We start from the raw sequence: 26,319 nt of genomic DNA on the forward strand, positions 1-26,319 counted from the left end.
GATTATATGGATGAAAATCGCTTAAAAAGCACCAAATAAGCACAAAAAATTGAAAAATTTTTAGATATACGGCTAACTGAATTGATATGGATAGTTGGATTTTTGCTAAGAGACGATTTCAAAAACACTCATCGAGAATGTTGACTTTCGTGGTGAGCTGTCAAGCGAGTCGCCGGGCGACTGCGCGGCGAGGGGCCGCGGACGCGCCATGCCTTTCCGCCCACAAGGGCCGACGATACGGTTGTCCGGTCCGAGCGAAGTGGAAAACACGCTGAACCAGCGCGCGGGCGTGTCCTTCAAGGGCGATCTGTCGAAATGCGCGCCGGCCGGCACGGCAACCGCGCCGGGCTCGACATGCGGCGGGCCGCGAATCAACGCGTAGCGGATCACGCCGGACGGCACGCTGAGCTTCGCCGACGAGCCCGCAATGGTCGATGAGTCGGGGTGGCCGGTCTGGAGGTTCATCCGCTGTCGGGTGAAGCCCGGCCAGACCGTCGCGTTTTCGGCCGGTCCGTTTTCGCCGCCTACGGACAACCGGCTCGCGTCCCGCGTCGGCTATGTGTGCGCGATAGACCAAGGCATCGCGTTCTTCGCGGCGCGTCGCGGACCGGTCGCGCCTGCGGGCAGCGGCCGCCGCCACCGGTTCGCGGTGACGGCGGGCGGCCGGACGCGATGCGCGACGAACCTGCCGCCGCGCACGCGTTCGACAGCCTACCTCACGCGGCCGGGTGCGGGCCGGCTGCTGTCGGCGCCGCGAATTCCGGCTCATGCGCGTCGCTGCACGACCCGACTTCGAGCTTGTAGCCAAAGCCATACACGGTGCGCAGCGCGACGTCGTTCGCAATGCCGAGCGAGAGCTTCTTGCGCAGCTTGTAGATGTGTTGCTCGATCGTCCGGTCCGCGCAGTCGCGGTAGTTGCCCCAGATCGATTTTGCGACCTGGCCGCGATTGAAGCAGGTGCCGGGGTTCGAGAAGAACAGCCAGGCCATCGCGAACTCGCGCGACGTCAGCGCGATCGCGCCGCCGTGCAGCTTGACCGTGCCCGTATCGCGATCGAGCGCATACGGACCGACCGACAGGCGGGCCGGGGCCGAGGCGGCGCGGGCCTGCCCGCGCCGGGCGAGCGTCGCGCGTACGTACAGCTCGTTGGGATCGAACGGCAGCGTCAACACGTCGGCCGCGCCGAGGTCGTACCAGAGGAACATCTCGGCGGGCCCGTCGAACGAGCCGACCACCACGACCGGCGCGCGGCTGTCCGCGTGGCACGCGCGCCACGACAGCACCGGATTGTGGGTAGCATTGACGCAGCGCGCGTCGAACACGATCAGGTCGTACGGCCGGTGGCGCAATGCGCGCAGCATCGTCAGCTCGTCGGCGAACCGGTCGCCGCGGCGCTCGCCGCAGTGCGCGCCGCGCCCGAGGCTGTCCGCGATGCGGTCGGCCAGACGCAGGTCGCGGGTCAGGAGGGCATAGTCCAAAGTGACCTCTTCAAATCGAAACGGAATATCGGCGTCCGCGCCCGTCGTCGCGCGGCGGCGCCCGGCAGTTCGCCGGGACGGGCCGTGCCTGCACGCACGGGACGGTTTTGCCGTTCGCCTGCGGTGTCGCGACTTCGCGGTGTTTCAGATTGCTTGTGCGACGAGTGACGAAAAGTGACGTGCCTTCCGCAAAAAATTTTTGCTGTCTGGCGTTGGATGGGTTACCACGGGCAATCGGGCGATCACCCGGGCAATCGCGCCGCGCTCCCGGTGCGCGTCAGGCTTGCGACGCGAGCGAAACGAGCACAACGCATCCCGCATAGCGCCGGACCTCCAGCGGTAGCGTCGCGGCGAGCGCGGCGAGGGTGCGCGGCGGATCGTCGAGTCGGAACACGCCGGTGACGGGCAGCGCGGCGGCGGCGTCGGTCACGCGGATCACGCCGGGGTAGTACGGACGCAGCCGCGCAATCACCGCGCCGAGCGGCTCGGTGTGTATGACCAGCTGGCCGCCGGTCCATGCGGCTTCGTCCGTCGCGTTGGCGGCGAGTGGCTCGATGAGGTCGACGCCGGCGCGCGCGGTGAGTCCGGGCCGCAGCGACAGCGTCGCGCCACCCGGCACCGCGATTCCGACCGACGCATCGAGTGCGGCGACGTGCAGCCACGGGCCCTCCACGCGAACCGCGAACCTGCCGGCGCGCGCGCGCACCATGCGCTCGGCATGCCGGACCACGAACGGGCGCGTGTTCGCCGCCGCGCGCACGAGCAGCGCGCCCGCGCGCAATCGCACGCCGCGCTCGTCCGCCCGGTAGTCGACGTCGACCGCGCTGCGCGCGGCGAGCATCAGCGACGAGCCGTCGGCAAGCGTCGCGGTGCGCTGCTCGCCGGTGTTCGTCTGCAGGTCGGCCGACCACTCGGCGATGGGGGAGAAGCGATCGGCGAGCGCGCCCGCGCCGGCGACGAGCGCGCCGAACGACAGCACGCCGCGCACGACGCGCCGGCGTGCGGGTACGGCCAGTAGCGCATCGCCGAGCGCGCTCGGCGCGAGGCCGTGCGTTGCCGGCGGCGTCAGCGCGCCGAGCGATGCGTCGAGCCGCGCGACCGCGCGCGCGTGTGCGGGATCGGCGCGCAGCCACGCATCGAAGCGCGCGCGGTCGCGCCCGGTCGCGTCGCCCGAGCGCAGCAGCACCATCCACCGGATCGCATCGTCGAGTACGCGCGGGTCGATCGCGTCGACCGCTTTCGGTTGATCGGCCAGATTCACTGCAAAGACGCGAGATAGCACGCGCGCAGCGCCTGCGCGAGATAGTCGCGCACGGTGCGCTTCGATACGCCGAGCCGGTCGGCGATTTCGGCATGCGTGAGCCCGTGGAACTGGCTGTAGATGAACGCGTTGCGCGCCTTCGCGGACAGCCCGGCCAGCATCCGGTCGATCGCATGCAGCGTTTCGACGACAAGCGCGCGCTCCTCCTCGGACGGTGCGACGCTTTCCGGGCGTGCGGCGAGCACGGCGAGGTATGCGCGCTCGAGGTCACGGCGGCGCCAGAAGTCGTAGACGAGGCGGTGGGCGATTGTCGTCAGCAACGCGCGCGGCTCCCGCACGGACGATGTGCCGGCTTGCGCGATCAGTTGCACGAACGTTTCGGAAGCGATGTCTTCAGCCGTAAACGCACAGCCGAGCTTGTAGCGCAGACGGCCGAGCAGCCAGGGGTAGTCGTTGCGGAAGATTGCTTCGACGGGTGGGACAGCGGCAAGCGTCGTCATGCTGAATTCCATGTTGCATCGAACGGTTGGAGCGGCCAGGAGCGCCTTGAACGCAGGCTAGCAAAGAATATACGAGCACTCAACCTCGATGCCGGTGCCCATTTTTACCCGCGATTCGCGCAAGACGAATTCGCTGCGGTGTGGCGACGTTGCCGTGACGGTCGCGCGGCGGCCGCATGGCTGCGCGTGTCGGGTTATCGGCCGGCCCGTACAGCCCGTCCACGGGCGTATCGCGTCGAGCGGGAGCGCCCCCCAGGCGTGCGTGCCCGAGGGCCGGAGCCTGCGTGTCGCAGGCTGCGAATCCGGCACGGCTTCGCAATCGCTCTGCGGTGCACCGCCGCTGTTCTTCGTGATGCTACACATCCTATTGCCGTGAATGCATGCCGGCCACCGCTTTTTTTGACGTTCACGCGGACCCTGTATGCTCGCGCTCCGACCTGACAGAGAAGTAAGCATGTTTAGTGTGTTTAGTCGATTCGAAATAAACGACGTCGTCGGACGAGCGATGCTGGCGGGCGTCTGGTGGGGCGCGGCGACGGCCGCCGCCTGCGCCGACGAGGGCGTCGTCACCTTTCACGTACCGGGCGGCGCGCTCGATGCCGTGTTGCTCGAGGTTGCGCGGCAGGCGCACGTCGTGCTGTCGTTCGACAGCGCACTGACGGCCGGCCGCTGGGCCGGGCCGGTCGATGGCACGATGACCGCGCGCGACGCGCTCGCCTGCGCGCTGGCGGGCACGCCGCTCGAACCGACCAGCGTCGCGGGCGGCACGTGGACGCTGCAGCGCACCCGTACACCGGATGCCGGCGCGGCGACCATCATGTTGCCGCCCATTCGCATGCGCGCTCGGGTTGGCGCGGACGGCGGCTTCGCCGAGACGCGCTCGTCGGCCGCGGCTCGGCTCGACCTGCCGCTCGTCGACACGCCGCAGTCGGTCGGCGTCGTGAGCCATGCCGTGCTGACGAGCCAGCAGGCGGAATCGGTCGCGGACGCGATCGCGAACGTCAGCGGCGCGACGTCGGTGTTCGACGAAAACAACGCGAACTACGGCATCGGGATACGCGGCTATACCGCGCAGGCGCTGCTCGTCGACGGGAGCGTCGTCGAATCCGCCGATTACCCGCCGCTCGCGGGCATCGAACGCATCGAGGTCGTCAAGGGCCCGGCGACGGCGCTCGTCGGAGGCGCGCCAAACGGCGGCATCGTCAACCTGGTCACGAAGCGGCCGCAGTTCGCGCGCCATGCGACGCTGCAGACGACGCTGTCGTCGCGCGGGCGGCGCGAGAGCATGCTCGACATGAGTGACGTGTCGAGCGACGCGCAGGTCGGCTACCGGTTCGTAGCGAGCGGCAACCTGAACGGACGCAGCTATGGCGGCTACGATGGGCAGCGCGGCTTTTTCGTCGCGCCGTCGGTGCGCTACCGGGACGCCGACACCGATGTGACGCTGCGTCTCGAGCATTACCGGCAGCGCGTGCCGGTCCTGCCGTATTCGGTCGGCGGCGATGACGGCAATCCGTTACCGCAAACGTCGCTCGAGCCCGCCGGCGCGCGCGACGACCACATGGGCACCGATTCGCTGCGCGCGTCGCTGAACGCCGAGCGCGCGTTCGGCGACGGCTGGCAGGCGCGCGTGCGCGCGGTCTGGCTGAAATACGAAACCGTGTCGCATTGGCACGTGCCCTACGCGCTGCTGGACGGCTCCGGCGACATCGCACTCTACGGCCTGCATTCCGTCGAGCGGCGGCATGAATCGGATGTGGCGGCGGAACTGCTGCGCACGTTCCGCGCGGGCGGTGTGTCCGGCACCATGCTCGCGGGCGTCGAGCACTGGCGGCTGTCGTCGACGGCCGACATCGCACCGTACGCGTCCGCCGTCCAGAACCTGTATGCGCCGCATCCGCTGCCGTCGATTCCGTCCGGTCCGCTCGCGCGCGAATCCGATTCGGCGATGCGGCAATTGAGCGGTTACGTGCAGCTCCAGGCGCTGATCGCAGATCGGGTGACGGTGCTCGCATCGCTGCGGCACACGAACGCGCTGCTGGACAAATCGCTAAGCTCGCCGTTGGTGCGCAATTCCGTCTGGTCGCCGAGCGTCGCCGCCAGCTACGCGATCACGCCGTCGGTCAGCATCTATGCAAACTGGATGCGCGGTTTTCGGCCGTCGCTCGACACCGTGTCGTGGGACGGCAAGACCCTGCAGGCCACCCGCACCGAGCAGATCGAGACCGGCATCAAGTTCACGCTCTTCGGCGATGCGCTGACCGCGACCGCCGCCGCGTACCAGCTGCGCGACGATGGCAAGATCATCGGCGATCCGACGCATCCGGGCTTTTACGCACGCGTGCCGGGCGAGCACAACCGCGGCGTCGAGTTCGACTTGGCCGGGAAGGTTCTGACGGGACTGGACGTGATTGGCTCGCTGACGGTGTCCGATTCGGGCGTGGCGGTCGACCCGCGTGGTACGCAGGTCCGGGCGCCGGGCACGCCGGCGCGCGCCGGCAGTCTGTGGATGACCTACGCGCTGCAGGCGCCGGCGTGGCGCGGCTGGGGCGTCGGCAGCGGCGTGTTCTTCCGCTCGCAGCGGGCGACAGGCGCACCCGGCTACGTCGTGCCCGGCGATGCGCGCGTCGATGCGACGGTGTTCTACCGCGCGCAGAAGTGGGCCGTGCAGCTTGGCGTGAAGAACGTGTTCGACCGGAAGCTTTACGGCGCCGCGCTTTACCCGAACTTCATCCCCGTGCTGCCCGGGCGCACGTTCTTGCTGACGACGACGTTCTCGCCGGGCTGAATATCTTGCGCCGCGCTCACGGCTGCGTGCCGTACACGCATTCGATTGGCCGGTGGCCGAGGCCTTCGAGCGCGAAGCCGGGCTCGGCGTCGGCCGTGCCGGTGACGATCATCCGCGCGCCGCGCAGCTTCAGCGCGGAATAATCAGGATGACTCGACAATATCGAGCCCGGTCAGGAGGCGCAAAAGTGCCCGAAAAGAGCGAATTTCGGGCCGCCGTGATGACCTGTCTTGGGTGTTAACGAAAAACCGGCTCTCCTTCCGGGAATTGAAGCCGTTCCTCGGTTGAGGCTTGGCGTATCACGGACGACCCTTGCAACAAAGTCAGTGAATCCAGACCATGCCGTACGCGGAATTGGAACCATTGACCGCCTGGTTCGCCGTCCAGTTTCCGTATCTGGCCGATCCATTCCAGGAATACACATGCCCCCACGCGAAATGCCCATCCCCAATTTCGTCGATCGTGCATCGCTTGCTTGTGATTTGATACGCCCCTTGAAACACGCCTTGCTTCCAGCGACGCACGACAACCTCGACGAACGTGGCATATTTCCCCGCCGGAACCTGTTGACTCCAGCCAGTCGATTCCGTATTAGTCACGGTGCGCCCATACGAGGCGTCAACGTGAAGCAGATTCAAGATGCCTCCCACGATCGGAATACTTTCCGGATTCAAACTGGCACTGCCGCTGACGGTGTATCCATTGGAACGGGTTTTCGTCCATGTATACGTACACGGGGCAGCTACATTGCGGACGCCATTGCACAGGAAGGTATCACCTCTCCATATCCAGTCTTGCCACGTACTGGTTGCTTGCTGAATAGGAATCGACCAGGACGAGCTGTTTCCCACCAGATTTGCCTGGTTGGTTTGGCTATCGAGCAGGCACGTCGTCCCGGCAACGGCATGGCCGACCTGAAACAGGCAAACGACGCCCGCAATCGCGGAATTGAAAAGCGATTTCGACTTCACTTGTTACCCCCATCATTGGTTTGAAAAATATTCGCGACGTTGTTTTGTGTCGCATCGATGCCTGAAACCTTCTGGTCGGGTCCTCCGTTGGTATTTCCCCCGCCGGTGTTGAATATCGGGGTGATCAGATAGCCGTCGCCGTTCGGGCCTCGTTGAATTCGGACTGCGTCGCCGGCAACCGCGGTTCCCGGGCCGACAATTTGTTCTACGGCGGAATTGACGGTCGCGCCCCCGGGCTTTCCGCTACCGGCGGAATCGATGACTATCTCTTTGCCATTTCCCAGGCCGTCGACAATTTCCTTCATTACGCCCGGATTTGCAGTCTGGTCGCTGGAAACGACCAGAACATCGTAGTCGTCAGCCGTTCCCGGCGGGAGTTTCTCAGACAATGCCGACGCGACGAACCCCGTCCCCGATCCCAGATTTCGGACTTTCTGCTGAGGCATCGACCCGCTGGCTACGAGTACCGTGTTGCCCGGAGGCGGGGGCGTAGAGTGCAGATTTTGCGCGACATTTTGCTGATTCAAGCTTTGATCTGTTGAGTTCTGAGCAGGCTTTGACGGCAAGGCGTCGCCGCCGGAGCATCCCTGCAAAATAGAAGAAACAAGCAGAATCAAACCTGAAATATATGTGGTATTTAACATTCGATCCTCAAAAAATGTCATGGCCGATGGTTCGGTAATTTGCTTCGCCTGGAATTGATGCTATGAAATGCAAAATGTCATGTCTTTTTATGTTGGACGATTTGGATGGGGTCTTGGTAAAGTATCCGCCATTCGGATCCGTGGCATGCGATTTTTAAATGATAAATATTTAAAGAGCGTGACTTCGCTCGGAGGTAATGCGATATCGAATAAAATCGAACATTCGAAAGCGGAATAACGCCGGGCTAGATGGCATCTTTCGTTTCTGAAAAATATAGGAATGTTCTTTCGATTGACGTCGGCCCACATCCTGGGCGTAAAAATATTCGGTTGGTGGCGGTTACGAAGGCCTGGCTCGTCATGACGGCGTCGGTGCCGGTCGCGACGCGCGCAAGCGCGCGATTGCCCGCCGCTGCGGCTGCCGTGCCTGTCGCGCGGCCGGCGGCGGCCGCCTCGCTCGTATCCGGGCCGCTGCCGCACGCCGAAAGCGCGAGTGCGCCGAGGCTGTAGAGGAACGTGCGACGGGAAAGGCCAGCACTCGCTTCAAGTCGATGTTTCGTATCGCTCATGTTCGTATCGTTACGTCCGTAATGTTGGCCACGCGGAGACGAAACTCTCGCGCGGCGGCGGCAAACGTTTTCGCTTGCGCGCGTATGCCGGGGACGGCGAACCCGCCTTGTTATCGAACGCGTGGTGAAAATATATAGGTGTAGAAACTGTGGATTCTCAAAAATGCTCACAAGGAAGTGCGTGCGAAGCCTTGACCGGAGCGAATGTTTCGTTGCTCCGGTTGGTTGCGATCCCATCCGCTAAGGAACGCTAACAGAACGATTTTTGAACGTGCCTCCAGCAGATGATTCAGACGGCGATTTTCATGAACGCCTCATGTATGGTGGCGAGGCGTTCGAACCGGATACGCAGTGGGATTGGGTCCTGCTTTCGACCCGATCCCACTGTATGAATGGAGGGCGACGCCGCGATCGTCGAGACGCTTGCGTCCGGGGTATCGCGTCGGACGCCGCTTCGGTGGTGACAACAGCGGTTGGGTGAGTGACCACGATTCGTCATCGAGTATCGGTTTGGCCATGGCCTCTCGGCGAAACAACGAAGCGGTTAACGGAACGCGCGACGGGTTAGTGGCCTTCGCAATTTATTTTGTTGGAATTTCTTGGCTTGCTTCCGTGAAATTGTCGTGCTAGTTTTTCATGAAATTTCGCAGCAAAATTTTCACGGAAGCTCGCATGTTCGTGCAGTCCGACCGTCACGTCGCAAGCTACTACGCCGGTACCTACCCGGCGCCGATCCCGCATCGGCCGGCGCTGGACGAACGTGTCGACGCCGACGTGCTGGTCGTCGGCGCGGGCTTCAGCGGGCTGCATACGGCGCTGCGGCTCGCGCTCGCCGGCAGGCGCGTCGTCATGCTCGAAGCGAGCCGCGTCGCGTGGGCCGCGTCGGGCCGCAACGGCGGACAGGCGCTGCTCGGCTGGTCGTGCGACATGCAGCCGCTCGAGGATGCGCTCGGCCGCGACGGCGCCCGGTTGCTCTGGGACAGCATGCGCTGGGCGGCGGCCGAAGTGCGCGAACTGCCGGCGCGACACGGTTTCGACATCGACTACCGGCCCGGCAGCCTGTGGGCCGCGGTGCGGCCGCGGCGCGTCGCGATGCTGGCGCAGGCGCGCGACGAGGCCGCCGAGCGCTGGGGCTACGACCGGTTGCGCATGATAGGCCGTGACGAGATGCCCGAATGGATCGGCGGCACGCGCTATCTCGCGGCGCTTCACGATCCGGAGGCCGGCCACCTGAATCCGCTCAAGCTCGCACTCGGCCTCGCGCGAACGATCGAGCGCGCGGGCGGCCGCATCTTCGAACAGAGCCGCGTGCTCGACTGTCGCGAGACGGCCGGCGGCCACGTCGCCCGCACGGCGCGCGGCGAAGTGCGCGCGGACGTGCTGGTGCTCGCGTGTAACGCATACGTCGACCGGCTCGATCGCGACCTTGCGCGCAGGCTGCTGCCGGTCGGCACGTACCAGGTCGCAACCGCGCCGCTCGCACCCGACGTCGCGCGGGCGCTATTGCCGCGCAACAGTTGCGTGATCGACAACCAGTTCGTGCCCGACTATTTCCGCCTGAGCCCCGACAACCGGCTGCTGTTTGGCGGCGGCTGCACGTATCTCGGCGGCATTCCGGCCGATATCGCGGCGGCGACGCGCCCGCGCCTCGAACGCGTGTTCCCGCAACTGGCCGGCGTGCCGCTCGACTACGCGTGGGGCGGTCACATCGACATCAGCATGCGCCGCACGCCGGACATCGGCCGCCACGGGCAGCGCTTCTGGCTGCAGGGCTTTTCGGGGCATGGCGTGCTGCCGACGCTCGCCGGCGCGCGCGCGGTGGCCGATGCCGTGCTCGGCGACGCGCACCTGCTCGCGCAGTATCAGCGCATTCGCAACCCGCGCTTTCCCGGCGGCGACCGGCTGGCCGCGCCGCTGGAGGCGATCGGCAAGGTCTGGTACCGCCTGCGCGATACCGTTTGATTGCATCGGAATCCTTTATGAACGAACAGGAAGAGATAGAAAGTCTGGCGATCCTGATCCGCGACCTGCGCAAGCATCGCAAGGTCACGCTGAGCGATCTCGCCGAACGGATCGGCCGCTCGGTCGGCTTTCTGTCGCAGGTCGAGCGCGGGCTGTCGCGTCCGACGGTCGCGGATCTCACCGCGATCGGCGAGGTGCTCGGCGTGCCGACCACGTATTTTTACAGCCTGAGCAAGCCGCGCAGCGTGCCGTGGGTCACGCGGCCCGACGAACGCCGCACCGTGCATTACGCAGCCGGCATTACCGACATTCTCGTGTCGCCGAACATGCGTTCGCGCTTCTCGATCCTCGAAAGCCATCTCGCGCCGGGCGCGAGCAGCGGCGAGCGGCCGGTCGACGACAGCGACGAGCAGGGCGGCTTCGTGCTCGAGGGAGCGCTGACGATCTGGATCGACGGCGACGACACGCCCGTCACGCTCGGCCCGAACGATGCATTCCAGCTTCCCGCGCACAAGCGCTTCCGGTATGCGAACCTGACCGACGCGCCGACGCGCGTGATCTGGGTATTTACCTGAGCTGAATGGTCAGCGGGGCGGGCGCCTCCGCAGTCCGTCGCGCCACACGGCCTGTTTGTAGTACTGATCGACATGCGGCATGCGTTGCGCCGTGCGCCGCATGAATCCGGGTCGCCGCGTTGCGGCACCGCCCTACAAGACATGGAAAGGATGAGACATGACTGACGTCGTTCCCGCGCTGGTCGGTGAAGTCCGCGCATTCCGGCAGGCGCACCCCGAGATCCGTTATGTCGACCTGATCTGCCTCGACCTGCCTGGGCATTTCTACGGCAAGCGCTATCCGATCGACGCGCTCGAGAAAGTCGCGTCCGGCTCGCTGCTGAAGCTGCCGCAGAACTGCGTGCTGCTCGGCACGCAGGGTGGCCTCTACAAGATCGGCGATTACTGTTTCAACGACGGCGATCCCGACGCGCCGCGCCGCCTGATCCCCGGCACGCTGAAGCCTGTGCGGTGGGAGCGGCAGCCGCTCGCGCAGATGCTGATCAGCTCCGACGGTACCGATTCGCCGATCGAATTCGAGCCGCGCGAGGTGCTCGCGCGCGTGCTGCGGCGGTTCGCGGCGCGCGGCATCCGGCCGGTCGTCGCATTCGAGCTCGAGTTCTACCTGTTCGCCGCGCAGCTTGTGGAAGGCATGCCGCAGTATCCGCGCGATCGTCTCAGCGACGACCGCGACGATCAGCCGAACATGCATATCGAGCGCCTGTCGCGCTTCTCCGAGGTGTTGCACGAGATGGTCGACGCCGCGTGCGAACAGGGCGTCGATGCGACGGTGATCACCGCCGAGCTCGGGCCCGGCCAGTTCGAGATCAATTTCGGGCATACCGACGACGCGCTGCGCGCAGCAGACTGGTCGGCGCTGTTCTGCCGCAGTACCCGCGGCGTCGCGTTGCGGCATGGCTATCGCGCGAGCTTCATGGGCAAGCCGTATCTGCATGCGCCGGGCAGCGGGATGCATGTGCACGTGAGCCTGTATGACGATGCGGGACGCAACGTGCTTGCGGCAGACGGGCAGCGGCCGTTGCGGCACGCGGTGGCCGGCTGCCTCGCGCTGCTGCCGCATTGCATGCCGGTGTTCGCGCCGAATCACAACGCGTTTCGCCGCTACGGGTCGATGGTGAACGCGGCGAGCCGCGCGAGCTGGGGCTTCGAGGATCGCGACGCGTGCATCCGGATTCCGGCGTCGGACACACGCAACCTGCGGATCGAGCACCGGCTCGCGAGCGCGGATGCGAACCCGTACCTGGTGCTGGCGGCGATCCTGAGCGGGATGGAGCACGGGCTCGATGCACGGCTCGAGCCGATCGCGCCGCTCAACGACGATCGCGGCAGCGGCATCGATTTTCCGAAGGAGATGCTGTCGGCGGTCGCCGCGATGCGGGATCATCCGGCCGTGCGCGAAGGGCTTGGCAGCGAGTTCGTGATGGTGTATTGCGAGAACAAGCGGCAGGACGAGCTGGATTTCCGCAACGAGATCGGCGCGCGGGAGTATCGGTGGTTTCTGTGATTGCCGCGCGCGTCGGAAAAGTCGATCAGGGAAGGGGGCGATCGTCGTCGTGTTCGACGTCAAGCGCCCTCGTGTGATTCCTTTCGGGGTGCAATGCCGCGAAACGCGTCGCGGCATCGCATGCGTCGCGCCCTTACTCCCCGAGCTTCGACGTCACGCACCCGGTGCTCGAGCATTCGCGCTCACGCTCGCGCAGGAACGACAGCCGCGCCTGCGTCATGTCGTTCGCGCACTGGATATCGATGAGGTAGCTGCTGCCGCGCGTCTCGCTGCACTGCGCATCGCGTTGTTTCAGCCACGCGAGCTGCCCGGACTTCAGCGCTGCCTGCTGGTCGCCGCTCAGTTGCTTGCGCAGCCGGCCGTACTCGTCGTTGAGATCGCGGTCGGATTGCGAGAACTGCGTGCTCGTGCAATACACCTGGTCGAACGCGCTGCGCGGCTTCCCGCAGCCGGCCGCATGCGCGGCGAACGGAACGGCAAGGGCGAGCAACGCGCAGGACGCGAGCAGATTCTTTTTCTTCATGGTGAGTCTCCTGACTGGGGTGAAAACCGGTGAACCGGGCGGGCGATACCGTCGTTTATCCGGGGCGTCGTACACGCGTCGATGCCGCCCGCGATCGCGGCGGACAGGCGCTGGATCGTCTCGCGGCGCGCGAGCCGCGCCTCTTCGTCCGGATTGACGATCACGCCAGCCTCGACGAGCACGGCGGGAATCGGCGCGGTGCGCAGCACGACGAGATCGTCGAAGCGATGGATGCCGAGTGGTGGGTCGATCAGCGGGCGGTTCTCGCCCTTGATCGGCTGCGCGTGATAGAGCGACGGCCGTTCGCCGGCCGCGACCAGCCGTTCGGCGATCGCCTTCGCGCAACGCAGGCTTTCCGCATAGTGCGGGTTGCGCGCCGACACGAACACCGAGAAGCCGCGGAATTCGCGCTGCCGGCCCGCGTCGATGAACTGTTGCTGCATCGAGTCGTGATGGATCGATACGAACAGGTTCGCGTCGGGCGCTTGCGTCGAGCGCCGATCGAGCGCGATCTCGCGGCCGTCCGCCGACGTGCGCAGCACGCGATCGCCGTGCGCGGCGAGTGTGTCGGCGACCGCGCCGGACAGGTCGAGGTTGTACAGGTATTCGACGCGGCCGCTGGCGCCGGTGGAGCCCGGATGCGCGGGCGTATGGCCGGTGTCGACGACGATGTAGCGCCCGGACGCGGGCACGGCAGCGGTCGTGCCGGCGGCGTCGGCCGCATGCAGCGCCAGTGGCGCGCCGAGCAGCGGAGCGCACGCGAGCACGCGCGCGGCGGCGCGCACGAGCGGGCGAAGGCGTCGGAGGGTTCGGTTCGTCATTGTTGTTGTCGAGAAGGGCGTGCGGTGCGTCGAACGGCGCGCCACCGTCGGCCTGCTCAATGCAGTCGGAATGTCGCGCGATTATAGCGGGTGGCGGCGACGCCGCAATGACGAACGGCGGTTGTCAGGCCAGCACGCGCCGGGCCGCCAGCATGCCCCAGTACGACGCTTCCTCGAACAGCGACAGCCCGGACAGGTCGGCATGCGCGAACACGACGGGGCCGTCGGCATCGCGCAGCGCGAGCAGCCCCGGTCGGCTCAGGAAGCCGACGTCGGGTGTCGCCATCGCATGGCCGCGCACGGTGATCTCGAGTGCGGTCGCATGCTTCCACAGCTCGCGTCCGTACACGGCCTGCAGGTCGATTGCCGCCTGCTCGCGCAACGCGTCGGGCTTCGCCTGCGCGAGCCAGCGGCGCGTATCGTCCGGCGTTTGCGTGCTCAATGCCTGATAAGCGGAGAAGACGGAGCGCGTCGGCGGCGACATCCGGATCAACTGGTGCGTCGACACGACATAGCCGAGCCCCACGCTGTCGTAGACGACGTTGTCCCACGCGAGCGGTACGCCGGCTTCCTCGGCCGGCATGCCGTCGAGCAGGAAATTGGACACGAGCCACGGCGCGCGCGGCGGCAGATCGCGCGCGGGATCGAAGCCGTATGCGGGCATCTGCGGAAACACGCGCGCCGCGACGAACAGCGGCATCGCGGAAACGACCCGGCGCGCCTTCAGCATGAACGTCGACAGCGCGCCGTCGTGGCCGACGCGGGCGCACAGCACGTCGACGCCGCCCGCACGTTCGGTCGCGCGCACCGCGAAGCCGTCCCGCGACCATGCGTTCGAGCCGGTGCGTGCGGCGATCGAATCGCCCAGCTTCGTCACCATCGTGTGCAGCCCGTCGGGCCAGGTCAGCACCGCGCCGTCGCCCGCGTCGCCCGCATGGCCGCCGCGCGACGAGAAATAGTGCAGCCCGGCCCATGCGGAGACGTGCTCGTAACCGGCGCCGTAGTCGTCGCGGCAGCAATAGTCCAGATACCAGTGCAGCGCCTTCGCGGTGTAGCCCTCGTCGCGCAGCCACTGGCGAAACGAGCGCCGGTCGAGTGCGCGCCAGCGCGGGTCGCGCGACGATTCCGCGATCGGGATGCAGAACACCTTGCGGCCGTCGGTGCCGCGCGCGGTGCGCAGCCCGTCCGTGTACGCGAAGAAGCGCGCCTGCTGCGCGAGTGCGTCGGCGTCGAGGCCGGCGGTCGGCACGATGCCGTCCTGCCACTGCCCGCCGATGAACAGCCGTTCGTCCGGTGCGTGGACGAGGGCACGCTCGTCATACACCGGGCGCGCGGAGAACGGCGCGGATTCGATCACGCCGAGATCGGCGAGCATGTCGCGCAGATGCACGGATTCGAGCGACGGCAGCGGCAGGTAGTGCGCGCCCTTCGGATAGCCGAGCTCGCCGAAGCGGCCGCCGGCCGCGTTGCCGCCGAATTCGGGGCCGGCGAGCACCGTGAAGCGCGTATGGCCGGCGCGCGCGAGCTGCCATGCGCACGACAGCCCGGCCGCGCCGGCGCCGAGAATCGCGACGTCCGTCTCGATCGTGCCGGACGGCGGCGGTAGCGTGGCATGGTCGCGCAGTGCGTGGCCTTCGCGCATGCCGGGGTAGTCGATGCGCGGCGTCGTCTCGATCCAGCCGGTGCGGCCGCAGGCGGCGAGCGACGCGGCCGCCGACGCGACGAGGAACGTGCGACGGTCCATCAGCGCAGCACGTGCTTCCAGTCGTCGTCGAAGCGGCGCACGAGCGGCTGGTCGTTGAGTTCGTTCGGCGACATCGGCAGCGCCGGCATGTCGGCCGGAAAGTGGAACATCTCGGCGGCCGTTTGCGGATCGAGCCAGCGCGTCGGCACCGAGTAGTGCGCCGGCACCGTGAAATCGCGGCGCTTGCCGCCGATCACGAAGCCCCAGTCGCCGAACGACGGCACGTAGCAGTGGTACGGCCACGTGTTGAACCCGGCTTCGCGCAGCGTCGCGATGATGGTCCAGTACGCATGCGGCGCGAAATACGGCGACGTCGACTGGATCACCGTGTAGCCGTTCTCCGACAGGTGCCGCGCGAGCAGCCGGAATACGGGCACCGAATACAGGCGGCCGAGCCCGAAGTTGGTCGGATCGGGGAAGTCGACGACGATCGCGTCGTACACGTCGGCATTCGATTCGAGCCAGCGCACCGCGTCGTCGTTGATCACCTGCACGCGCGGATTCTTCAGCGCGCCCTGGTTCAACTTGACGAGCGGCGCGGACGTCGAGAACAGCTTCGTCATCGCGGGATCGAGATCGACGAGCGTGATGCGTTCGAGATTGCGGTGCTTGAGCAGTTCGCGCACCGCGAGGCCGTCGCCGCCGCCCAGCACGAGCACGCGCTTGGCCCACGGCAGCGCCTCGATGGCCGGATGGATCAGCGCTTCGTGATAGCGGTGCTCGTCGCGCGACGAGAATTGCAGGTTGCCGTTCAGGTACAGCCGCATGTCGTCGTGCCACTGCGTGAGCACGATGCGCTGGTACGGCGTCGTTTCCGAATAGATCGTCTCGTCGCCGTATACGCCGTGCTCGGCCCAGTGCGTGATGCGCTCCGACAGCGCGAACCCGGCGATCAGCAGCCCGATCACGAGCGACGCGCGCATCAGCTTGCCGCGCACGTTGCGGATTTCGTCGCGGAACAGGTGGGTCGTCCACAGTGCGACGAATGCGTTCAAGAGGCCGAACAGGAAGCTCGTACGCAGCAGGCCGAGACGTGGCGCGAGCACGAGCGGGAAGATCAGCGACACGGCGAGCGAGCCGAGATAGTCGAAGGTCAGCACCTCGCTGACGGTATGGCGGAACGCCTGGCGCCGCTGCTGGAACGCGCGCATCACGAGCGGAATTTCCATCCCGATCAGCAGGCCGAGCGCGAGCACCAGTGCGTAAAGCGCCGCGCGAAACGGTGCGGCGAGCCAGGCGAACACGACGAACAGCAGCGCGGCCGATACGCCGCCGAGCAGGCCGACGAGCAGCTCGATGTCGACGAAGCGGTCGAGCACGTCGTCGTCTTCGACGAACTTCGCGAGCCACGAGCCGATCCCCATCGCGAACAGGTAGCAGCCGATCACCGACGAGAACTGCAGGATCGAATCGCCGAGCAGGTAGCTCGACAGCGCGCTGCTGATCAGTTCGTAGCCGAGCCCGCACGACGCGAGCACGAGGATCGACAGGACGAGCGCACGCTTATGCAGCATCGCGCATCCGTTGTGCAGTGTTCGGCAATGTGGATATACTGGCGCGGATTTTCGTCTGGCGGCCCCGCGCGGGCCGACCGGCGACGGGGCGGCGAACCGAGCACAAAATCCGAGGAAAAGAATGAATAGTGCCTATCTTTATGCGGTTCATTTACTGTCGGCGTTCGTGCTGCTTCTCGTGTTCGCGGCAGTGTACCTGAAGGTCACCCCGTTCGACGAACTCGCGCTGATCCGCGACGGCAACGCGGCCGCGACGCTGTCGTTCGGCGGCGCGCTGATCGGTTTCTGCCTGACGCTCGCGTCCAGCATCGCGCACAATTCCACGCTCGGCGAAGTCGTGATCTGGGCCGTCGGCGCGATGATCGTGCAACTGATCACCTATGCGGTGCTGACGCGCGTGCTGCCCGGCATGAATCACGCGATCGAGGATCGCAACGTCGCGATGGGCGGCCTGATGGGCACCGCGTCGCTCGTCGTCGGCATCATCAATGCCGCCTGCCTGACCTGACGCGCCACGCGCTTCGAGGAGACCGACATGAGTCTGGGTTCATTCATCCGCAAGCAGTTCATCGACGTCCTGCAATGGACGGAAGACACCGACGGCGTGCTGGCCTGGCGCTATCCGATGGAAGACCAGGAAATCCAGTACGGCGGCAAGCTGACCGTGCGCGAAACGCAGGTCGCGATCTTCGTCAACGAGGGCAAGGTTGCCGACGTGTTCCAGCCGGGGCTCTATACGCTGGAAACGCGCACGCTGCCGGTGCTCACGAACCTGAAGAACTGGGACAAATTCTTTCAGTCGCCTTTCAAGTCGGACGTCTACTTCTTCAGCACGCGATTGCAGCTTGGCCGGCGGTGGGGCACCGCGCAGCCGGTGACGATCCGCGATCGCGAATTCGGCTTCGTGCAACTGCGCGCGTTCGGCATCTACTCGTACCGGATCGTCGATGCGGCCGCGTTCCATCGCGAGGTCAGCGGCACGCGCGCGGCCTATACGGTCGACGATCTCGAGCAGCAACTGCGCAATCTGGTCGTCACCGCGATGAGCACGACGTTCGGCTCGGCCGACGTGCCGTTCGTCGACATGGCCGCGAACCAGTCGCTGCTGTCGCAGCGTGTCGCCGACGCGCTGGTGCCGGTGTTCACGCGCTACGGGCTCGCGCTCGACGCGTTCGCGGTCGAGAGCGTGTCGCTGCCGGCCGAGCTGCAAAAGGCCCTCGATCTGCGGATCGGAGCGGGGATGGCCGGCGATCTCGCGCGCGCCACGCAATACCAGACCGCGCAGGCGATTCCGCTCGCCGCGCAAAACCCGGGCGGCATCGCCGGGGTCGGCGCGGGGCTGGCCGCCGGTGCAGTGATCGGCCAGGCGATGGCCGGCCAGATCGCGGGCGCCGCGCAACCGGCACAGGCTGCGCCGCCCGCGCCCGTTGCGGCGCCGGTAGCCGCGGCAGCGGCCGAGGGCACCGATTACGTGCAGCGGCTCGAGCAGTTGAAGGCGCTGCTCGACAAGGGCCTCGTGACCGAAGACGAATATTCGCGCGCGAAGGCCGAGATCCTCGCGAAGCTCACGCGGTAAGCGTCGCGCATGTTCCGTACCTCGTGCCCCCAATGCGGCGCGCCGGTCGAGTTTCGCTCGGCCGCGGCGGTGATGGCCGTCTGCGCGTTCTGCCGCAGCACGCTGCTCAAGCGCGGCGCCGACGTCGAGCGTATCGGCGAACTGGCCACGGTGCTCGACGATGCATCGCCGATCCAGATCGGCACGGCCGGGCGCTACGGTAACCGCGTGTTCACGGTGCTTGGCCGCCTCCAGATGACCTACGACGCCGGTGCGTGGAGCGAATGGTACGTCGTGTTCGACGACGGCGCGTTCGGATGGCTGTCGGATGCGTCGGGCCAGTACGCGATCACGGTGCGCGAACCCGACGATGCGGCAGGCCGAGCGTGGCCCGCATTCGGCACGCTCGAACCGGGCATGCGGATCGACCACGGCGGCCGCGCGTATCTGGTGTCCGACCGGCGTACCGCACGCTGCACGGGCGGCGACGGCGAGCTGCCGTTCCGCGTCGATGCCGGGTGGGAAGCGCGCGTCGTCGACCTGCGCACCGGCAATGCATTCGCGACCTACGACTATTCCGACGCCGAGTCGAACGGCGGCATTCCGGCCGTCTATTCGGGCGAGGCGCTGGAATTCGATGCGCTTGCGTTCACGGGCTTGCGCGATACCGAAAACGATACGCGCGAGAAACGCGGCGCGGAGATGGTGCCGTTCGCGTGCCCGAGCTGCGGTGCGCCACTGTCCTATGCGCCGAACGTGGCCGACTACGTCGTGTGCGGCAACTGCCATGCGGGTGTGCAGTGCACGGCCGAGCAGCAGACCGTGTTCGCGGCGCAGCGCAAGCTCGAATCGGTGAAGGGCGCGCTCGAACTCGGCGCGATCGGTACGTTCGACGGCGTGAAGTACACGGTGATTGGCATGATGCGCTGCCGCGTGCCGGGCGACGCCGAGACATGGGACGAATACCTGCTGCTGAACCCGAAGCGCGGCTTCCTGTGGCTGGTGCAGAGCGAAGGGCGCTGGGAGCGCGTGCAGGTGCTCGACCATTGGCCGACGATCGGCGGCGAATCCAGCGTGACGGATGGCGGCAAGACCTATCGTTTGCGCGAGGAATACGAATCGGAGGTCGTCTACGTGGTCGGGGCATTCAACTGGCGCGTGCAGGCGGGCGACCGCACGTCGATCATCGACTACGGCTGGCAGAAGGACAAGCTGACGCGCGAGCGCAGTGACGAGGAGATCGTCTGGTCGCGTGCGCGGCCGCTGTCGGGCAGCGCGCTTGCCGAGCGTTTCGGCACGCCGGCGCTTGCGACAGCCACCGCGGCTGCCGCGGGCGCCACCGAATCGACGGGCCTGTTCGGCAGGAAGGGGCCGCACAGTTTCGCGCCGCTGCCGTTCATGTTCAGCGCGTTGCTCGTGATCTTCAACCTGGGTTCGCTGTTCTCGTTCACCGGACGCGCCGTCTACGTGCTGGTCGGCCTGCTGGTGCTGTGGCTGCCGGAATGGCTGTGGGCGCGTTTTGCGTCGGACGGGGGCAACGCGTGATCCGGTACATCCTTTACGGCATCTACGGCCTGATCGTCGTCACGCTGTTCAGTTGCGCGTCGATCGGCGGCGGCGGTTCGGGCGGCGGCGGGTGGGGCAGTTCCTCCGCGCGCAGCGGCTACTCGTCGTACGGGTCGCACAAATGACCGCGCGCGACGGGATCGCGCCGCCCTGCGCGGTGCTCGGCTCGCACGTGCTGGCCGACCTGGCCGGCATCGACGCGGCGCTGCTGCGCGACGCCGCGCGGCTCGAGGCGATCCTCACCGATGCGGCGCAACGGGCCGGCGCGCGCGTGATCGGCGCGCACTTCCACCATTTCGGCGGCGAGCATGGCGTGACGGGCGTCGTGCTGCTGGCGGAGTCGCACATCACGATCCATACGTGGCCCGAGCATCGTTTCGCGGCCGTCGACGCGTTCATGTGCGGCGCGGCGCGCGCGGCCGACGCGGTCGATGCGATCGCCACGGCGCTCGGCACGCATGCGCAGGTTCGGCAGCAGGTGGCGCGCGGGGGTGCGCCGGTCAGCGCGGCAGCGCTTCGGCTTCGGCCCAGCGCTTGAACGAATCGAGACGCCGACGCGTCTGCACGAGATAGAACGCGCCGATCAGCGGTTCGAGCAGCCAGCGCAGCCAGGACGGCTGCGCCCGGAAGTGGTACGTGAACTTCACCTCGGTCGACCCGGGCGTGTGCTCGGTGAAGTTCCAGCTGCCGCTGAAACGTTCGAGCACCTTCGGCCCTTCGACCATTTCGACGGCGGCGACCTGCGGCGGACGGTACGAGATGTAGCGCGACACCATCGTCGCGCCCGACCGGCTGCGGCAGAACGCGTCGACGCCGACGTCGGCGGTCGTTCCGTCGGGCAGATAGGCGTCGATCAGGAAGTTGTCCCACACGAGCCGCCGGCCGTAGTCCTGCGACCACGTGAAGAGGCGCCTGCGATCGACGTCGACGGTCCGGCTGACTGAGATCCTCATGAGGGTGGGCGCCAGGGTGCGGATTGGGATGCAATCGAGTGTAACGCGCCAATAAACGGTGTTTCGTCAGACTTCGTCAAGTCGAGCACACGCTCGACGCTGCTCGATTGACGCACCCCGGGATTTCCCCTAGGATTCGTTTCAACCCTTCGGGACAGACCCGGAGCGTTTCAATCTCTTGAGGGAGCCTCATGAGTACGCAACAGAACCGGCGCTTCGACGCGCTCGTTTTCATTGGTCGTTTCCAGCCTCCGCATCGTGGTCACCTGAACGTGCTGAAGTCGGCATTGAGCCGGGCCGAGCGCGTGTGCGTGCTGATCGGGTCGACCGACAAGCCCCGCACCATCAAGGATCCGTTCTCGTTCGACGAGCGCCGGCAGATGCTGGCTTCGCTGCTCGACGCGTCCGAGCGCGACCGCGTGACGATCGCGCCGCTGCAGGATTCGACCTACAACGACGGCGACTGGGTACGCTGGGTGCAGGACGCGGTTGCCTCCGCGCTCGGCGACGTCGCGCAGCGCAAGGTCGGGCTGATCGGCCACGAAAAGGACGCCACGTCGTACTACCTGCGGATGTTCCCGCAATGGGAGCTCGTCGACGTCGACGCGACGGAAGACATTTCCGCGACCGAAATCCGCGACCAGTATTTCGCCGAACGAACCAACAGCTTCGTGCAGTGGGCCGTGCCGGAACCCGTGTTCGGCTGGCTCGAGCGGTTCCGCACGCAGCCGGAATTCGCGCAACTGAAGTCGGAAGCCGAATTCATCGCCGCGTATCGCAAGGCGTGGGCGGCCGCGCCGTATCCCGTCACGTTCGTGACGGTCGACGCGGTGGTCGTGCACTCGGGGCATATCCTGCTCGTGCGCCGCCGCAGCGAACCGGGCCGCGGCCTGTGGGCGCTGCCGGGCGGTTTCGTGAACCAGGACGAACGGCTCGATGCGGCCTGCATCCGCGAATTGCGCGAGGAAACCGGCCTCAAGCTGCCGGAGCCGGTGCTGCGCGGCTCGATCAAGGATCGCCAGGTGTTCGATCACCCGACGCGCTCGCTGCGCGGCCGCACGATCACGCATGCGTGCCTGTTCAACTTTCCGACCGGCGAGCTGCCGCGCGTGAAGGGTAGCGACGACGCCGACAAGGCGCGCTGGGTCCCGCTCAACGAATTCGCGCAGATGCGCAACGTGATGTTCGAGGATCACTTCGACATCGCGTATCACTTCCTGGGGAAGCTGTGACGCGCTGATTCCCCGCATCGGTCCGCCGCGACAGACGCGGCGGCACTTCAACGGCCTAGAGGAGCTCTAGCCATGCAAAACGTTCCCGGCGGCTTTGCCGCGGTTCTCGCCAATCCGATTCTCAACACGGATTCGTACAAGGCTTCCCACTTCCTGCAATATCCGCCGGATGCATCGGCGATGTTCTCGTACATCGAATCGCGCGGCGGACGCTACGACCGCACGCTGTTCTTCGGCCTGCAGATGCTGCTGAAGGCGTACCTGTGCAGGCCGGTCACGCACGCGATGATCGACGAGGCGCGCGATTTCTTCACGGTGCACGGCGAGCCGTTCAACGAAGCCGGATGGCGCCATATCGTCGAACGCCACGACGGCTACCTGCCGGTGAAGATCCGCGCGGTGCCGGAGGGTTCGATCGTGCCGGTGCACAACGTGCTGATGACGGTCGAATGCGACGATCCGCAGGTGTTCTGGCTCGCGTCGTATCTCGAGACGATGCTGTTGCGCGTCTGGTATCCGGTGACGGTGGCGACCCGCAGCTGGCACCTGCGGCAGACGATTCGCCGCTTCCTCGACAAGACCGACGACGATCTCGCGCAATTGCCGTTCAAGCTGCACGACTTCGGCGCGCGCGGCGTGTCGAGCGCGGAATCGGCCGCAATCGGCGGCGCCGCGCACCTCGTGAGCTTCATGGGTTCGGACACGGTGCTCGGCGTGCTGGCCGCGAACCGCTTCTATCGCGAGCCGATGGCCGCGTACTCGGTGCCGGCGGCCGAGCACAGCACGATCACGTCGTGGGGGCGCGAAGGCGAGGCCGATGCGTACCGCAACATGATCGGCCGCTTCGGTTTGCCGGGCGCGATCGTATCGGTCGTGTCGGACTCCTACGATCTGTTCGCCGCGCTCGAGATGTGGGGCGGCCCGCTGCGCCAGGCGGTGCTCGATTCGGGCGCGACGCTCGTCGTGCGTCCCGATTCCGGCGACCCGGTGACGATCGTGCTGCAGACCATGCGTGCGCTCGACGCGTCGTTCGGCTCGACCGTGAACGGCAGGGGGCGGCGCGTGCTGAACCGCGTGCGCGTGCTCCAGGGCGATGGGGTCGACGAGCAGTCGATCGAGGCGATCCTCGTCGCGCTCGACGAGGCCGGCTACGCGGCCGGCAACGTGGTGTTCGGCATGGGCGGCGCGTTGTTGCAGCGCGTGAACCGCGATACGCAGCGCTTCGCGATGAAGTGCTCGGCGATCCGGCGTGGCGACGTATGGCATGACGTCCGGAAGGACCCGGCCACCGATCAGGGCAAGCGCTCGAAGAAGGGGCGGCTCACGCTGCTGCGCAATCGCCGCACCGGCGACTATCGAACCGTGACGCTGCCGGTTGCGTGGGACGATCGCACGCTGGAAGGCGAATGGGACGACGCGCTCGAGACGGTGTTCGACACCGGCCGTCTGCTCGTCGATACGTCGTTCGCCGAGGTGCGGGCGAGGGCGCACGCAGGCGAGGTGTGACGCGGGCGGCGGGGTCTCCCGCCGCTGCGCCGCCGGCTTGCGTCAATTGCCGGCCGGCACGTCGCCGCGCGCCACCACTCGCGCCGCCTCCATCGCGCGCGCCAGTGCATCGAATACCGCCGGCCCCTTGCAGCGCGACACGTTGAAGCGCATGTACGACGTCGCGCTGCGCGACGCGCTGAACACGTCGCCCGGCGCGAGCACTACGTCGTGGTTCAGCGCGTGACGCGCGACGCGCGCGGCGTCGAGCCCGTCCGGCAATTGCGCCCACACGAACAACCCGCCGCGCGGCTCGGTCCAGATTTCGAGCCCGGCTCGCGCGAGGCGCCGGATCGTCTCACCCATCGCATCCGCGAGACGCGTGCGCAGGCTGTCGAGATGGCGCCGGTACGTACCGTCGATCAGCAGCCGGTGCACGACGTTCGCGCCGATTTGCGCGTTGCCGAACGACGTCGCGAGCTTCAGGTCGACGAGCGCGTCGATCCATTCCGGGCGCGCGGCGACATAGCCGCAGCGGATCGCGGCCGACAGCGTCTTCGAGAAGCTGCCGATCGACACGACCCGCGACAGCCCGTCGAACGCCGCGAGGCGCGGCGCGGGCGTGCTCTCGAAATCCGCGAAGATATCGTCCTCGACGATCAGCAGCCCGTGCTCGGCCGCGAGCGTCAGCAGCCGGTGCGCGACGGGCGGCGCGAGCGTCGCGCCGGTCGGGTTGTGCAGCGCGGCGTTGGTGATGTACAGGCGCGGCCGGTGCTCGGCGAGCACCTGTTCGAAGCGCACGAGATCGGGGCCGGTCGGCGTGAACGGCACGCTGACGATCCGTGCGCGGTGCGCGCGCAGCAGCGCCTGGAAGTTGAAGTAGCACGGATCGTCGAGCACGACCGTATCGCCGGGCTCCAGCAGCAGGCGGCACACGAGGTCGAGCGCGTGCGTGCCGCCGTCGGTCAGCATGATCTGCGCGGGTTCCGCGTGGACGCCGTGCTGCGCGAGCCGCCACGTGAGCTGCTGGCGCAGCGCGGGCAGGCCGAGCGGCGTCGCATAGTCGGTCAGCGCGTCGGATTCGTCGCGCGACACGGCGCGCAGCGCGCGACGCAGGCTTTCGTCGGGCAGCCACGACGACGGCAACCATCCGCAGCCGGGCTTCACCGACGTCGGCCCTGCTTCGAGCGACTGGCGCGACAGCCACAGCGGATCGAGCTCGCGATCGAGGCGCGGGCCGAGCTCCGCGAGCGCGAGCGGCGGGGCGTGGCCCGACACGTAGAAGCCCGAGCCGCGCCGGGCGACGAGCACGCCTTCGCTCGCGAGCCGCTCGTACGCATCGACGACCGTCGATTTCGATACGCCGAGCGCGTCGGCCATCATCCGGATCGACGGCACGCGCGCGCCGGGCATCAGCGCGCGGCTTGCGATCCGCGCGCGCAGCGTGTCCATGACGGTTTCCACGCGCGTGCGCGACGGTGCGGGCGGAGCGGGAATCGGGACGGGAAGCGGGGCGGAATGGCGCATGGCGAACGATGAACTGTACGGCCGGTTGTCCAGTACAGTTTGTCTGAATTGTATTGGGCTGTAGCTTACGCCGTTTTGGCCGGCGGCGGATCATCGGTCATCCCTTTCCCATCAGGATCGACCGTGCAGAAAACGACCGACGGATGGCTCAGCGGCCTGCTGGGCGTCATCATCTTCAGTGGCTCGCTGCCCGCGACGCGCGTCGCGGTGCAAGGGCTCGACCCGCTGTTCCTCACGTTCGCCCGCGCGACGATCGCCGGCGCGCTCGGCCTGCTGCTGCTCGTCGTGCTGAAGCAGAAGCGGCCGTCGCGTGCCGAGGCCGTGTCGCTGGCCATCGTCGCGCTCGGTGTCGTGGTCGGTTTTCCATTGCTGACGGCGCTTGCGCTGAAGCACGTGACGTCGGCGCATGCGATCGTGTTCGTCGGGCTGCTGCCGCTCGCGACCGCGCTGTTCGGCGTGTGGCGCGGCGGCGAACGGCCGCGGCTGCCGTTCTGGATCTTCTCGATCGTCGGCAGCGGCGCGGTGGCCGCATTTGCGCTGCGCAACGGCGGGCAGGCGTCGGTGGTCGGCGATGCGCTGATGCTGGCCGCGATCGTCGCGTGCGGGCTCGGTTATGCGGAGGGCGCGCGCCTGTCGCGCGAGCTCGGCGGCTGGCAGGTGATCTCGTGGGCGCTCGTGCTGTCGTTGCCGCTGATGCTGCCGCTCACGTGGCTGACCTGGCCCGCGTCGTTCGACGGCGTCGATGCCGCCGCGCTGTGGGGTCTCGCGTACGTGTCGCTGTTCAGCATGTTGATCGGCTTCGTGTTCTGGTATCGCGGGCTCGCGCTCGGCGGCATCGCGGGCGTCGGCCAGCTGCAGTTGCTGCAGCCGTTCTTCGGTTTCCTGCTCGCGGCCGGGCTGCTGCACGAGACGGTGCCGCCGTCGATGGTCGTCGTGACGGTCGTGGTGGTGGGCTGCGTCGCGGGCGCGAAGTATTTCTCGAAGATGGCGCCCGTGCAGCGCGCGGGGTGACGCGGCACCGCGGCGCGCCGCGCATCGGGCCGACGTCACCCGGTGCGTGGCTGGCGGTAAGCCGGTTGCCGCCGATGCGCACGATCGCGATCGTGAGGCCGACGGCGGCGATCCGACGCAAAACGGCGAGGCTGCC

At 67.0% G+C, this 26,319-nt stretch carries 24 protein-coding genes and 2 pseudogenes; 12 read left to right on the forward strand and 14 right to left on the reverse strand.

Annotated features, from left to right (window positions below; translation table 11 throughout):
• Positions 1 to 716: 716 nt before the first annotated feature.
• The 3 genes from WS64_RS29515 to WS64_RS29525 all read right to left on the reverse strand — a co-directional run bounded on the left by WS64_RS29515 (position 717) and on the right by WS64_RS29525 (position 3,239).
• Positions 717 to 1,478, reverse strand: a complete 762-nt coding sequence (locus WS64_RS29515) for a response regulator transcription factor (RefSeq protein WP_059639803.1) — start codon at positions 1,476 to 1,478, stop codon at positions 717 to 719.
• 277 nt (positions 1,479 to 1,755) lie between these two features.
• Positions 1,756 to 2,739: a FecR family protein gene (locus WS64_RS29520; protein ID WP_081103978.1), complete on the reverse strand. Its 984-nt coding sequence runs from the start codon at positions 2,737 to 2,739 to the stop codon at positions 1,756 to 1,758.
• Positions 2,736 to 3,239 carry a sigma-70 family RNA polymerase sigma factor gene (locus WS64_RS29525; RefSeq protein WP_059640008.1) on the reverse strand — a complete coding sequence of 168 codons (504 nt, stop codon included), beginning with the start codon at positions 3,237 to 3,239 and terminating at the stop codon, positions 2,736 to 2,738. Before WS64_RS29525 ends, WS64_RS29520 begins: the two co-directional genes overlap by 4 nt.
• A 505-nt stretch (positions 3,240 to 3,744) precedes the next feature.
• On the opposite strand from WS64_RS29525, the gene WS64_RS29530 reads away from it, so the two are divergent.
• Positions 3,745 to 6,027 (forward strand): TonB-dependent siderophore receptor, encoded by a 2,283-nt coding sequence (locus WS64_RS29530; protein ID WP_060968655.1) that lies wholly within the window; start codon positions 3,745 to 3,747, stop codon positions 6,025 to 6,027.
• Between the two features lie 16 nt (positions 6,028 to 6,043).
• Here WS64_RS29530 and WS64_RS34725 read toward each other — a convergent pair whose 3' ends face one another.
• The 5 genes and pseudogenes from WS64_RS34725 to WS64_RS35720 all read right to left on the reverse strand — a co-directional run.
• Entirely contained in the window at positions 6,044 to 6,187 is a 144-nt protein-coding gene (locus WS64_RS34725) for a hypothetical protein (RefSeq protein ID WP_155720513.1), read from the reverse strand.
• Positions 6,188 to 6,350: 163 nt separating this feature from the next.
• Positions 6,351 to 6,998 (reverse strand): hypothetical protein, encoded by a 648-nt coding sequence (locus tag WS64_RS34730; RefSeq protein ID WP_155720514.1) that lies wholly within the window; start codon positions 6,996 to 6,998, stop codon positions 6,351 to 6,353.
• Positions 6,995 to 7,663, reverse strand: coding sequence for a hypothetical protein (locus WS64_RS34735; protein ID WP_155720515.1), 669 nt, complete (start codon positions 7,661 to 7,663; stop codon positions 6,995 to 6,997). The genes WS64_RS34730 and WS64_RS34735 overlap by 4 nt, the downstream gene beginning before the upstream one ends.
• Positions 7,664 to 7,887: 224 nt before the next feature.
• Complete coding sequence (locus WS64_RS34740) at positions 7,888 to 8,211, reverse strand: hypothetical protein (RefSeq protein ID WP_155720516.1); 324 nt, start codon at positions 8,209 to 8,211, stop codon at positions 7,888 to 7,890.
• 401 nt (positions 8,212 to 8,612) lie between these two features.
• A pseudogene (locus tag WS64_RS35720) lies at positions 8,613 to 8,729 on the reverse strand (IS5/IS1182 family transposase); the annotation flags it as partial.
• Positions 8,730 to 8,883: 154 nt separating this feature from the next.
• Between WS64_RS35720 and WS64_RS29540 the strand changes: the two are divergent.
• The 3 genes from WS64_RS29540 (at position 8,884) to WS64_RS29550 (ending at position 12,252) form a co-directional block, all read left to right on the forward strand.
• Positions 8,884 to 10,173, forward strand: coding sequence for an NAD(P)/FAD-dependent oxidoreductase (locus tag WS64_RS29540; protein ID WP_060968940.1), 1,290 nt, complete (start codon positions 8,884 to 8,886; stop codon positions 10,171 to 10,173).
• Positions 10,174 to 10,190: 17 nt separating this feature from the next.
• Positions 10,191 to 10,748 (forward strand): helix-turn-helix domain-containing protein, encoded by a 558-nt coding sequence (locus WS64_RS29545; protein ID WP_059584641.1) that lies wholly within the window; start codon positions 10,191 to 10,193, stop codon positions 10,746 to 10,748.
• A gap of 157 nt (positions 10,749 to 10,905) precedes the next feature.
• Positions 10,906 to 12,252: a glutamine synthetase family protein gene (locus tag WS64_RS29550; RefSeq protein WP_060968657.1), complete on the forward strand. Its 1,347-nt coding sequence runs from the start codon at positions 10,906 to 10,908 to the stop codon at positions 12,250 to 12,252.
• A gap of 133 nt (positions 12,253 to 12,385) precedes the next feature.
• On the opposite strand, the gene WS64_RS29555 is transcribed toward WS64_RS29550, so the two are convergent.
• The 4 genes and pseudogenes from WS64_RS29555 to WS64_RS29570 all read right to left on the reverse strand — a co-directional run bounded on the left by WS64_RS29555 (position 12,386) and on the right by WS64_RS29570 (position 16,854).
• On the reverse strand, positions 12,386 to 12,775 hold the full coding sequence (locus WS64_RS29555) for a lysozyme inhibitor LprI family protein (RefSeq protein WP_060968658.1): 390 nt from the start codon (positions 12,773 to 12,775) through the stop codon (positions 12,386 to 12,388).
• A gap of 59 nt (positions 12,776 to 12,834) precedes the next feature.
• A pseudogene (locus tag WS64_RS29560) lies at positions 12,835 to 13,596 on the reverse strand (N-acetylmuramoyl-L-alanine amidase family protein); the annotation flags it as partial.
• 124 nt (positions 13,597 to 13,720) lie between these two features.
• Positions 13,721 to 15,340 carry an FAD-dependent oxidoreductase gene (locus WS64_RS29565; RefSeq protein ID WP_059584649.1) on the reverse strand — a complete coding sequence of 540 codons (1,620 nt, stop codon included), beginning with the start codon at positions 15,338 to 15,340 and terminating at the stop codon, positions 13,721 to 13,723.
• Complete coding sequence (locus WS64_RS29570) at positions 15,340 to 16,854, reverse strand: polyamine aminopropyltransferase (RefSeq protein WP_060968659.1); 1,515 nt, start codon at positions 16,852 to 16,854, stop codon at positions 15,340 to 15,342. Before WS64_RS29570 ends, WS64_RS29565 begins: the two co-directional genes overlap by 1 nt.
• A 121-nt stretch (positions 16,855 to 16,975) precedes the next feature.
• On the opposite strand from WS64_RS29570, the gene WS64_RS29575 reads away from it, so the two are divergent.
• The 5 genes from WS64_RS29575 to speD are packed head-to-tail and all read left to right on the forward strand — an operon-like array spanning position 16,976 to position 20,513.
• Positions 16,976 to 17,362 carry a DUF350 domain-containing protein gene (locus tag WS64_RS29575; protein ID WP_059584653.1) on the forward strand — a complete coding sequence of 129 codons (387 nt, stop codon included), beginning with the start codon at positions 16,976 to 16,978 and terminating at the stop codon, positions 17,360 to 17,362.
• A gap of 27 nt (positions 17,363 to 17,389) precedes the next feature.
• Positions 17,390 to 18,430, forward strand: a complete 1,041-nt coding sequence (locus WS64_RS29580; protein WP_060968660.1) for an SPFH domain-containing protein — start codon at positions 17,390 to 17,392, stop codon at positions 18,428 to 18,430.
• Between the two features lie 9 nt (positions 18,431 to 18,439).
• Complete coding sequence (locus WS64_RS29585; protein WP_060968661.1) at positions 18,440 to 19,954, forward strand: DUF4178 domain-containing protein; 1,515 nt, start codon at positions 18,440 to 18,442, stop codon at positions 19,952 to 19,954.
• Entirely contained in the window at positions 19,951 to 20,100 is a 150-nt protein-coding gene (locus tag WS64_RS34745; RefSeq protein WP_155634559.1) for a hypothetical protein, read from the forward strand. Before WS64_RS29585 ends, WS64_RS34745 begins: the two co-directional genes overlap by 4 nt.
• Positions 20,097 to 20,513: an adenosylmethionine decarboxylase gene (gene speD, locus WS64_RS29590; RefSeq protein ID WP_059639796.1), complete on the forward strand. Its 417-nt coding sequence runs from the start codon at positions 20,097 to 20,099 to the stop codon at positions 20,511 to 20,513. The genes WS64_RS34745 and speD overlap by 4 nt, the downstream gene beginning before the upstream one ends.
• On the opposite strand, the gene WS64_RS29595 is transcribed toward speD, so the two are convergent.
• Positions 20,476 to 20,928: an SRPBCC family protein gene (locus tag WS64_RS29595; protein ID WP_059584660.1), complete on the reverse strand. Its 453-nt coding sequence runs from the start codon at positions 20,926 to 20,928 to the stop codon at positions 20,476 to 20,478. The genes speD and WS64_RS29595 overlap by 38 nt on opposite strands.
• A 191-nt stretch (positions 20,929 to 21,119) precedes the next feature.
• Between WS64_RS29595 and WS64_RS29600 the strand changes: the two genes are divergently transcribed.
• Both WS64_RS29600 and WS64_RS29605 read left to right on the forward strand, forming a co-directional pair.
• Complete coding sequence (locus WS64_RS29600) at positions 21,120 to 22,160, forward strand: bifunctional nicotinamide-nucleotide adenylyltransferase/Nudix hydroxylase (RefSeq protein WP_027789549.1); 1,041 nt, start codon at positions 21,120 to 21,122, stop codon at positions 22,158 to 22,160.
• A 72-nt stretch (positions 22,161 to 22,232) separates the two neighbouring features.
• Positions 22,233 to 23,666, forward strand: a complete 1,434-nt coding sequence (locus tag WS64_RS29605; protein ID WP_060968662.1) for a nicotinate phosphoribosyltransferase — start codon at positions 22,233 to 22,235, stop codon at positions 23,664 to 23,666.
• A 42-nt stretch (positions 23,667 to 23,708) separates the two neighbouring features.
• On the opposite strand, the gene WS64_RS29610 is transcribed toward WS64_RS29605, so the two are convergent.
• The gene (locus WS64_RS29610; RefSeq protein ID WP_060968663.1) at positions 23,709 to 25,172 is read right to left on the reverse strand and encodes an aminotransferase-like domain-containing protein; all 1,464 of its coding nucleotides are present in this window, start codon (positions 25,170 to 25,172) and stop codon (positions 23,709 to 23,711) included.
• A 123-nt stretch (positions 25,173 to 25,295) separates the two neighbouring features.
• On the opposite strand from WS64_RS29610, the gene WS64_RS29615 reads away from it, so the two are divergent.
• Entirely contained in the window at positions 25,296 to 26,183 is an 888-nt protein-coding gene (locus WS64_RS29615) for a DMT family transporter (protein ID WP_059639792.1), read from the forward strand.
• Positions 26,184 to 26,319 lie beyond the last annotated feature (136 nt).

Source organism: Burkholderia anthina (genome assembly GCF_001547525.1).
Classification (GTDB): Bacteria; Pseudomonadota; Gammaproteobacteria; order Burkholderiales; family Burkholderiaceae; genus Burkholderia; species Burkholderia semiarida.

Bases quoted from the DNA above. Each gene is read 5' to 3' on its own strand.
- WS64_RS29525 (WP_059640008.1), bottom strand. From the start codon at position 3,239: ATGACGACGCTTGCCGCTGTCCCACCCGTCGAAGCAATCTTCCGCAAC.
- WS64_RS29530 (WP_060968655.1), top strand. From the start codon at position 3,745: ATGCTGGCGGGCGTCTGGTGGGGCGCGGCGACGGCCGCCGCCTGCGCC.
- WS64_RS34735 (WP_155720515.1), bottom strand. From the start codon at position 7,663: ATGACATTTTTTGAGGATCGAATGTTAAATACCACATATATTTCAGGT.
- WS64_RS34740 (WP_155720516.1), bottom strand. From the start codon at position 8,211: ATGAGCGATACGAAACATCGACTTGAAGCGAGTGCTGGCCTTTCCCGT.
- WS64_RS29540 (WP_060968940.1), top strand. From the start codon at position 8,884: ATGTTCGTGCAGTCCGACCGTCACGTCGCAAGCTACTACGCCGGTACC.
- WS64_RS29545 (WP_059584641.1), top strand. From the start codon at position 10,191: ATGAACGAACAGGAAGAGATAGAAAGTCTGGCGATCCTGATCCGCGAC.
- WS64_RS29550 (WP_060968657.1), top strand. From the start codon at position 10,906: ATGACTGACGTCGTTCCCGCGCTGGTCGGTGAAGTCCGCGCATTCCGG.
- WS64_RS29555 (WP_060968658.1), bottom strand. From the start codon at position 12,775: ATGAAGAAAAAGAATCTGCTCGCGTCCTGCGCGTTGCTCGCCCTTGCC.
- WS64_RS29565 (WP_059584649.1), bottom strand. From the start codon at position 15,340: ATGGACCGTCGCACGTTCCTCGTCGCGTCGGCGGCCGCGTCGCTCGCC.
- WS64_RS29570 (WP_060968659.1), bottom strand. From the start codon at position 16,854: ATGCTGCATAAGCGTGCGCTCGTCCTGTCGATCCTCGTGCTCGCGTCG.
- WS64_RS29575 (WP_059584653.1), top strand. From the start codon at position 16,976: ATGAATAGTGCCTATCTTTATGCGGTTCATTTACTGTCGGCGTTCGTG.
- WS64_RS29580 (WP_060968660.1), top strand. From the start codon at position 17,390: ATGAGTCTGGGTTCATTCATCCGCAAGCAGTTCATCGACGTCCTGCAA.
- WS64_RS29585 (WP_060968661.1), top strand. From the start codon at position 18,440: ATGTTCCGTACCTCGTGCCCCCAATGCGGCGCGCCGGTCGAGTTTCGC.
- speD (WP_059639796.1), top strand. From the start codon at position 20,097: ATGACCGCGCGCGACGGGATCGCGCCGCCCTGCGCGGTGCTCGGCTCG.
- WS64_RS29595 (WP_059584660.1), bottom strand. From the start codon at position 20,928: ATGAGGATCTCAGTCAGCCGGACCGTCGACGTCGATCGCAGGCGCCTC.
- WS64_RS29600 (WP_027789549.1), top strand. From the start codon at position 21,120: ATGAGTACGCAACAGAACCGGCGCTTCGACGCGCTCGTTTTCATTGGT.
- WS64_RS29605 (WP_060968662.1), top strand. From the start codon at position 22,233: ATGCAAAACGTTCCCGGCGGCTTTGCCGCGGTTCTCGCCAATCCGATT.
- WS64_RS29610 (WP_060968663.1), bottom strand. From the start codon at position 25,172: ATGCGCCATTCCGCCCCGCTTCCCGTCCCGATTCCCGCTCCGCCCGCA.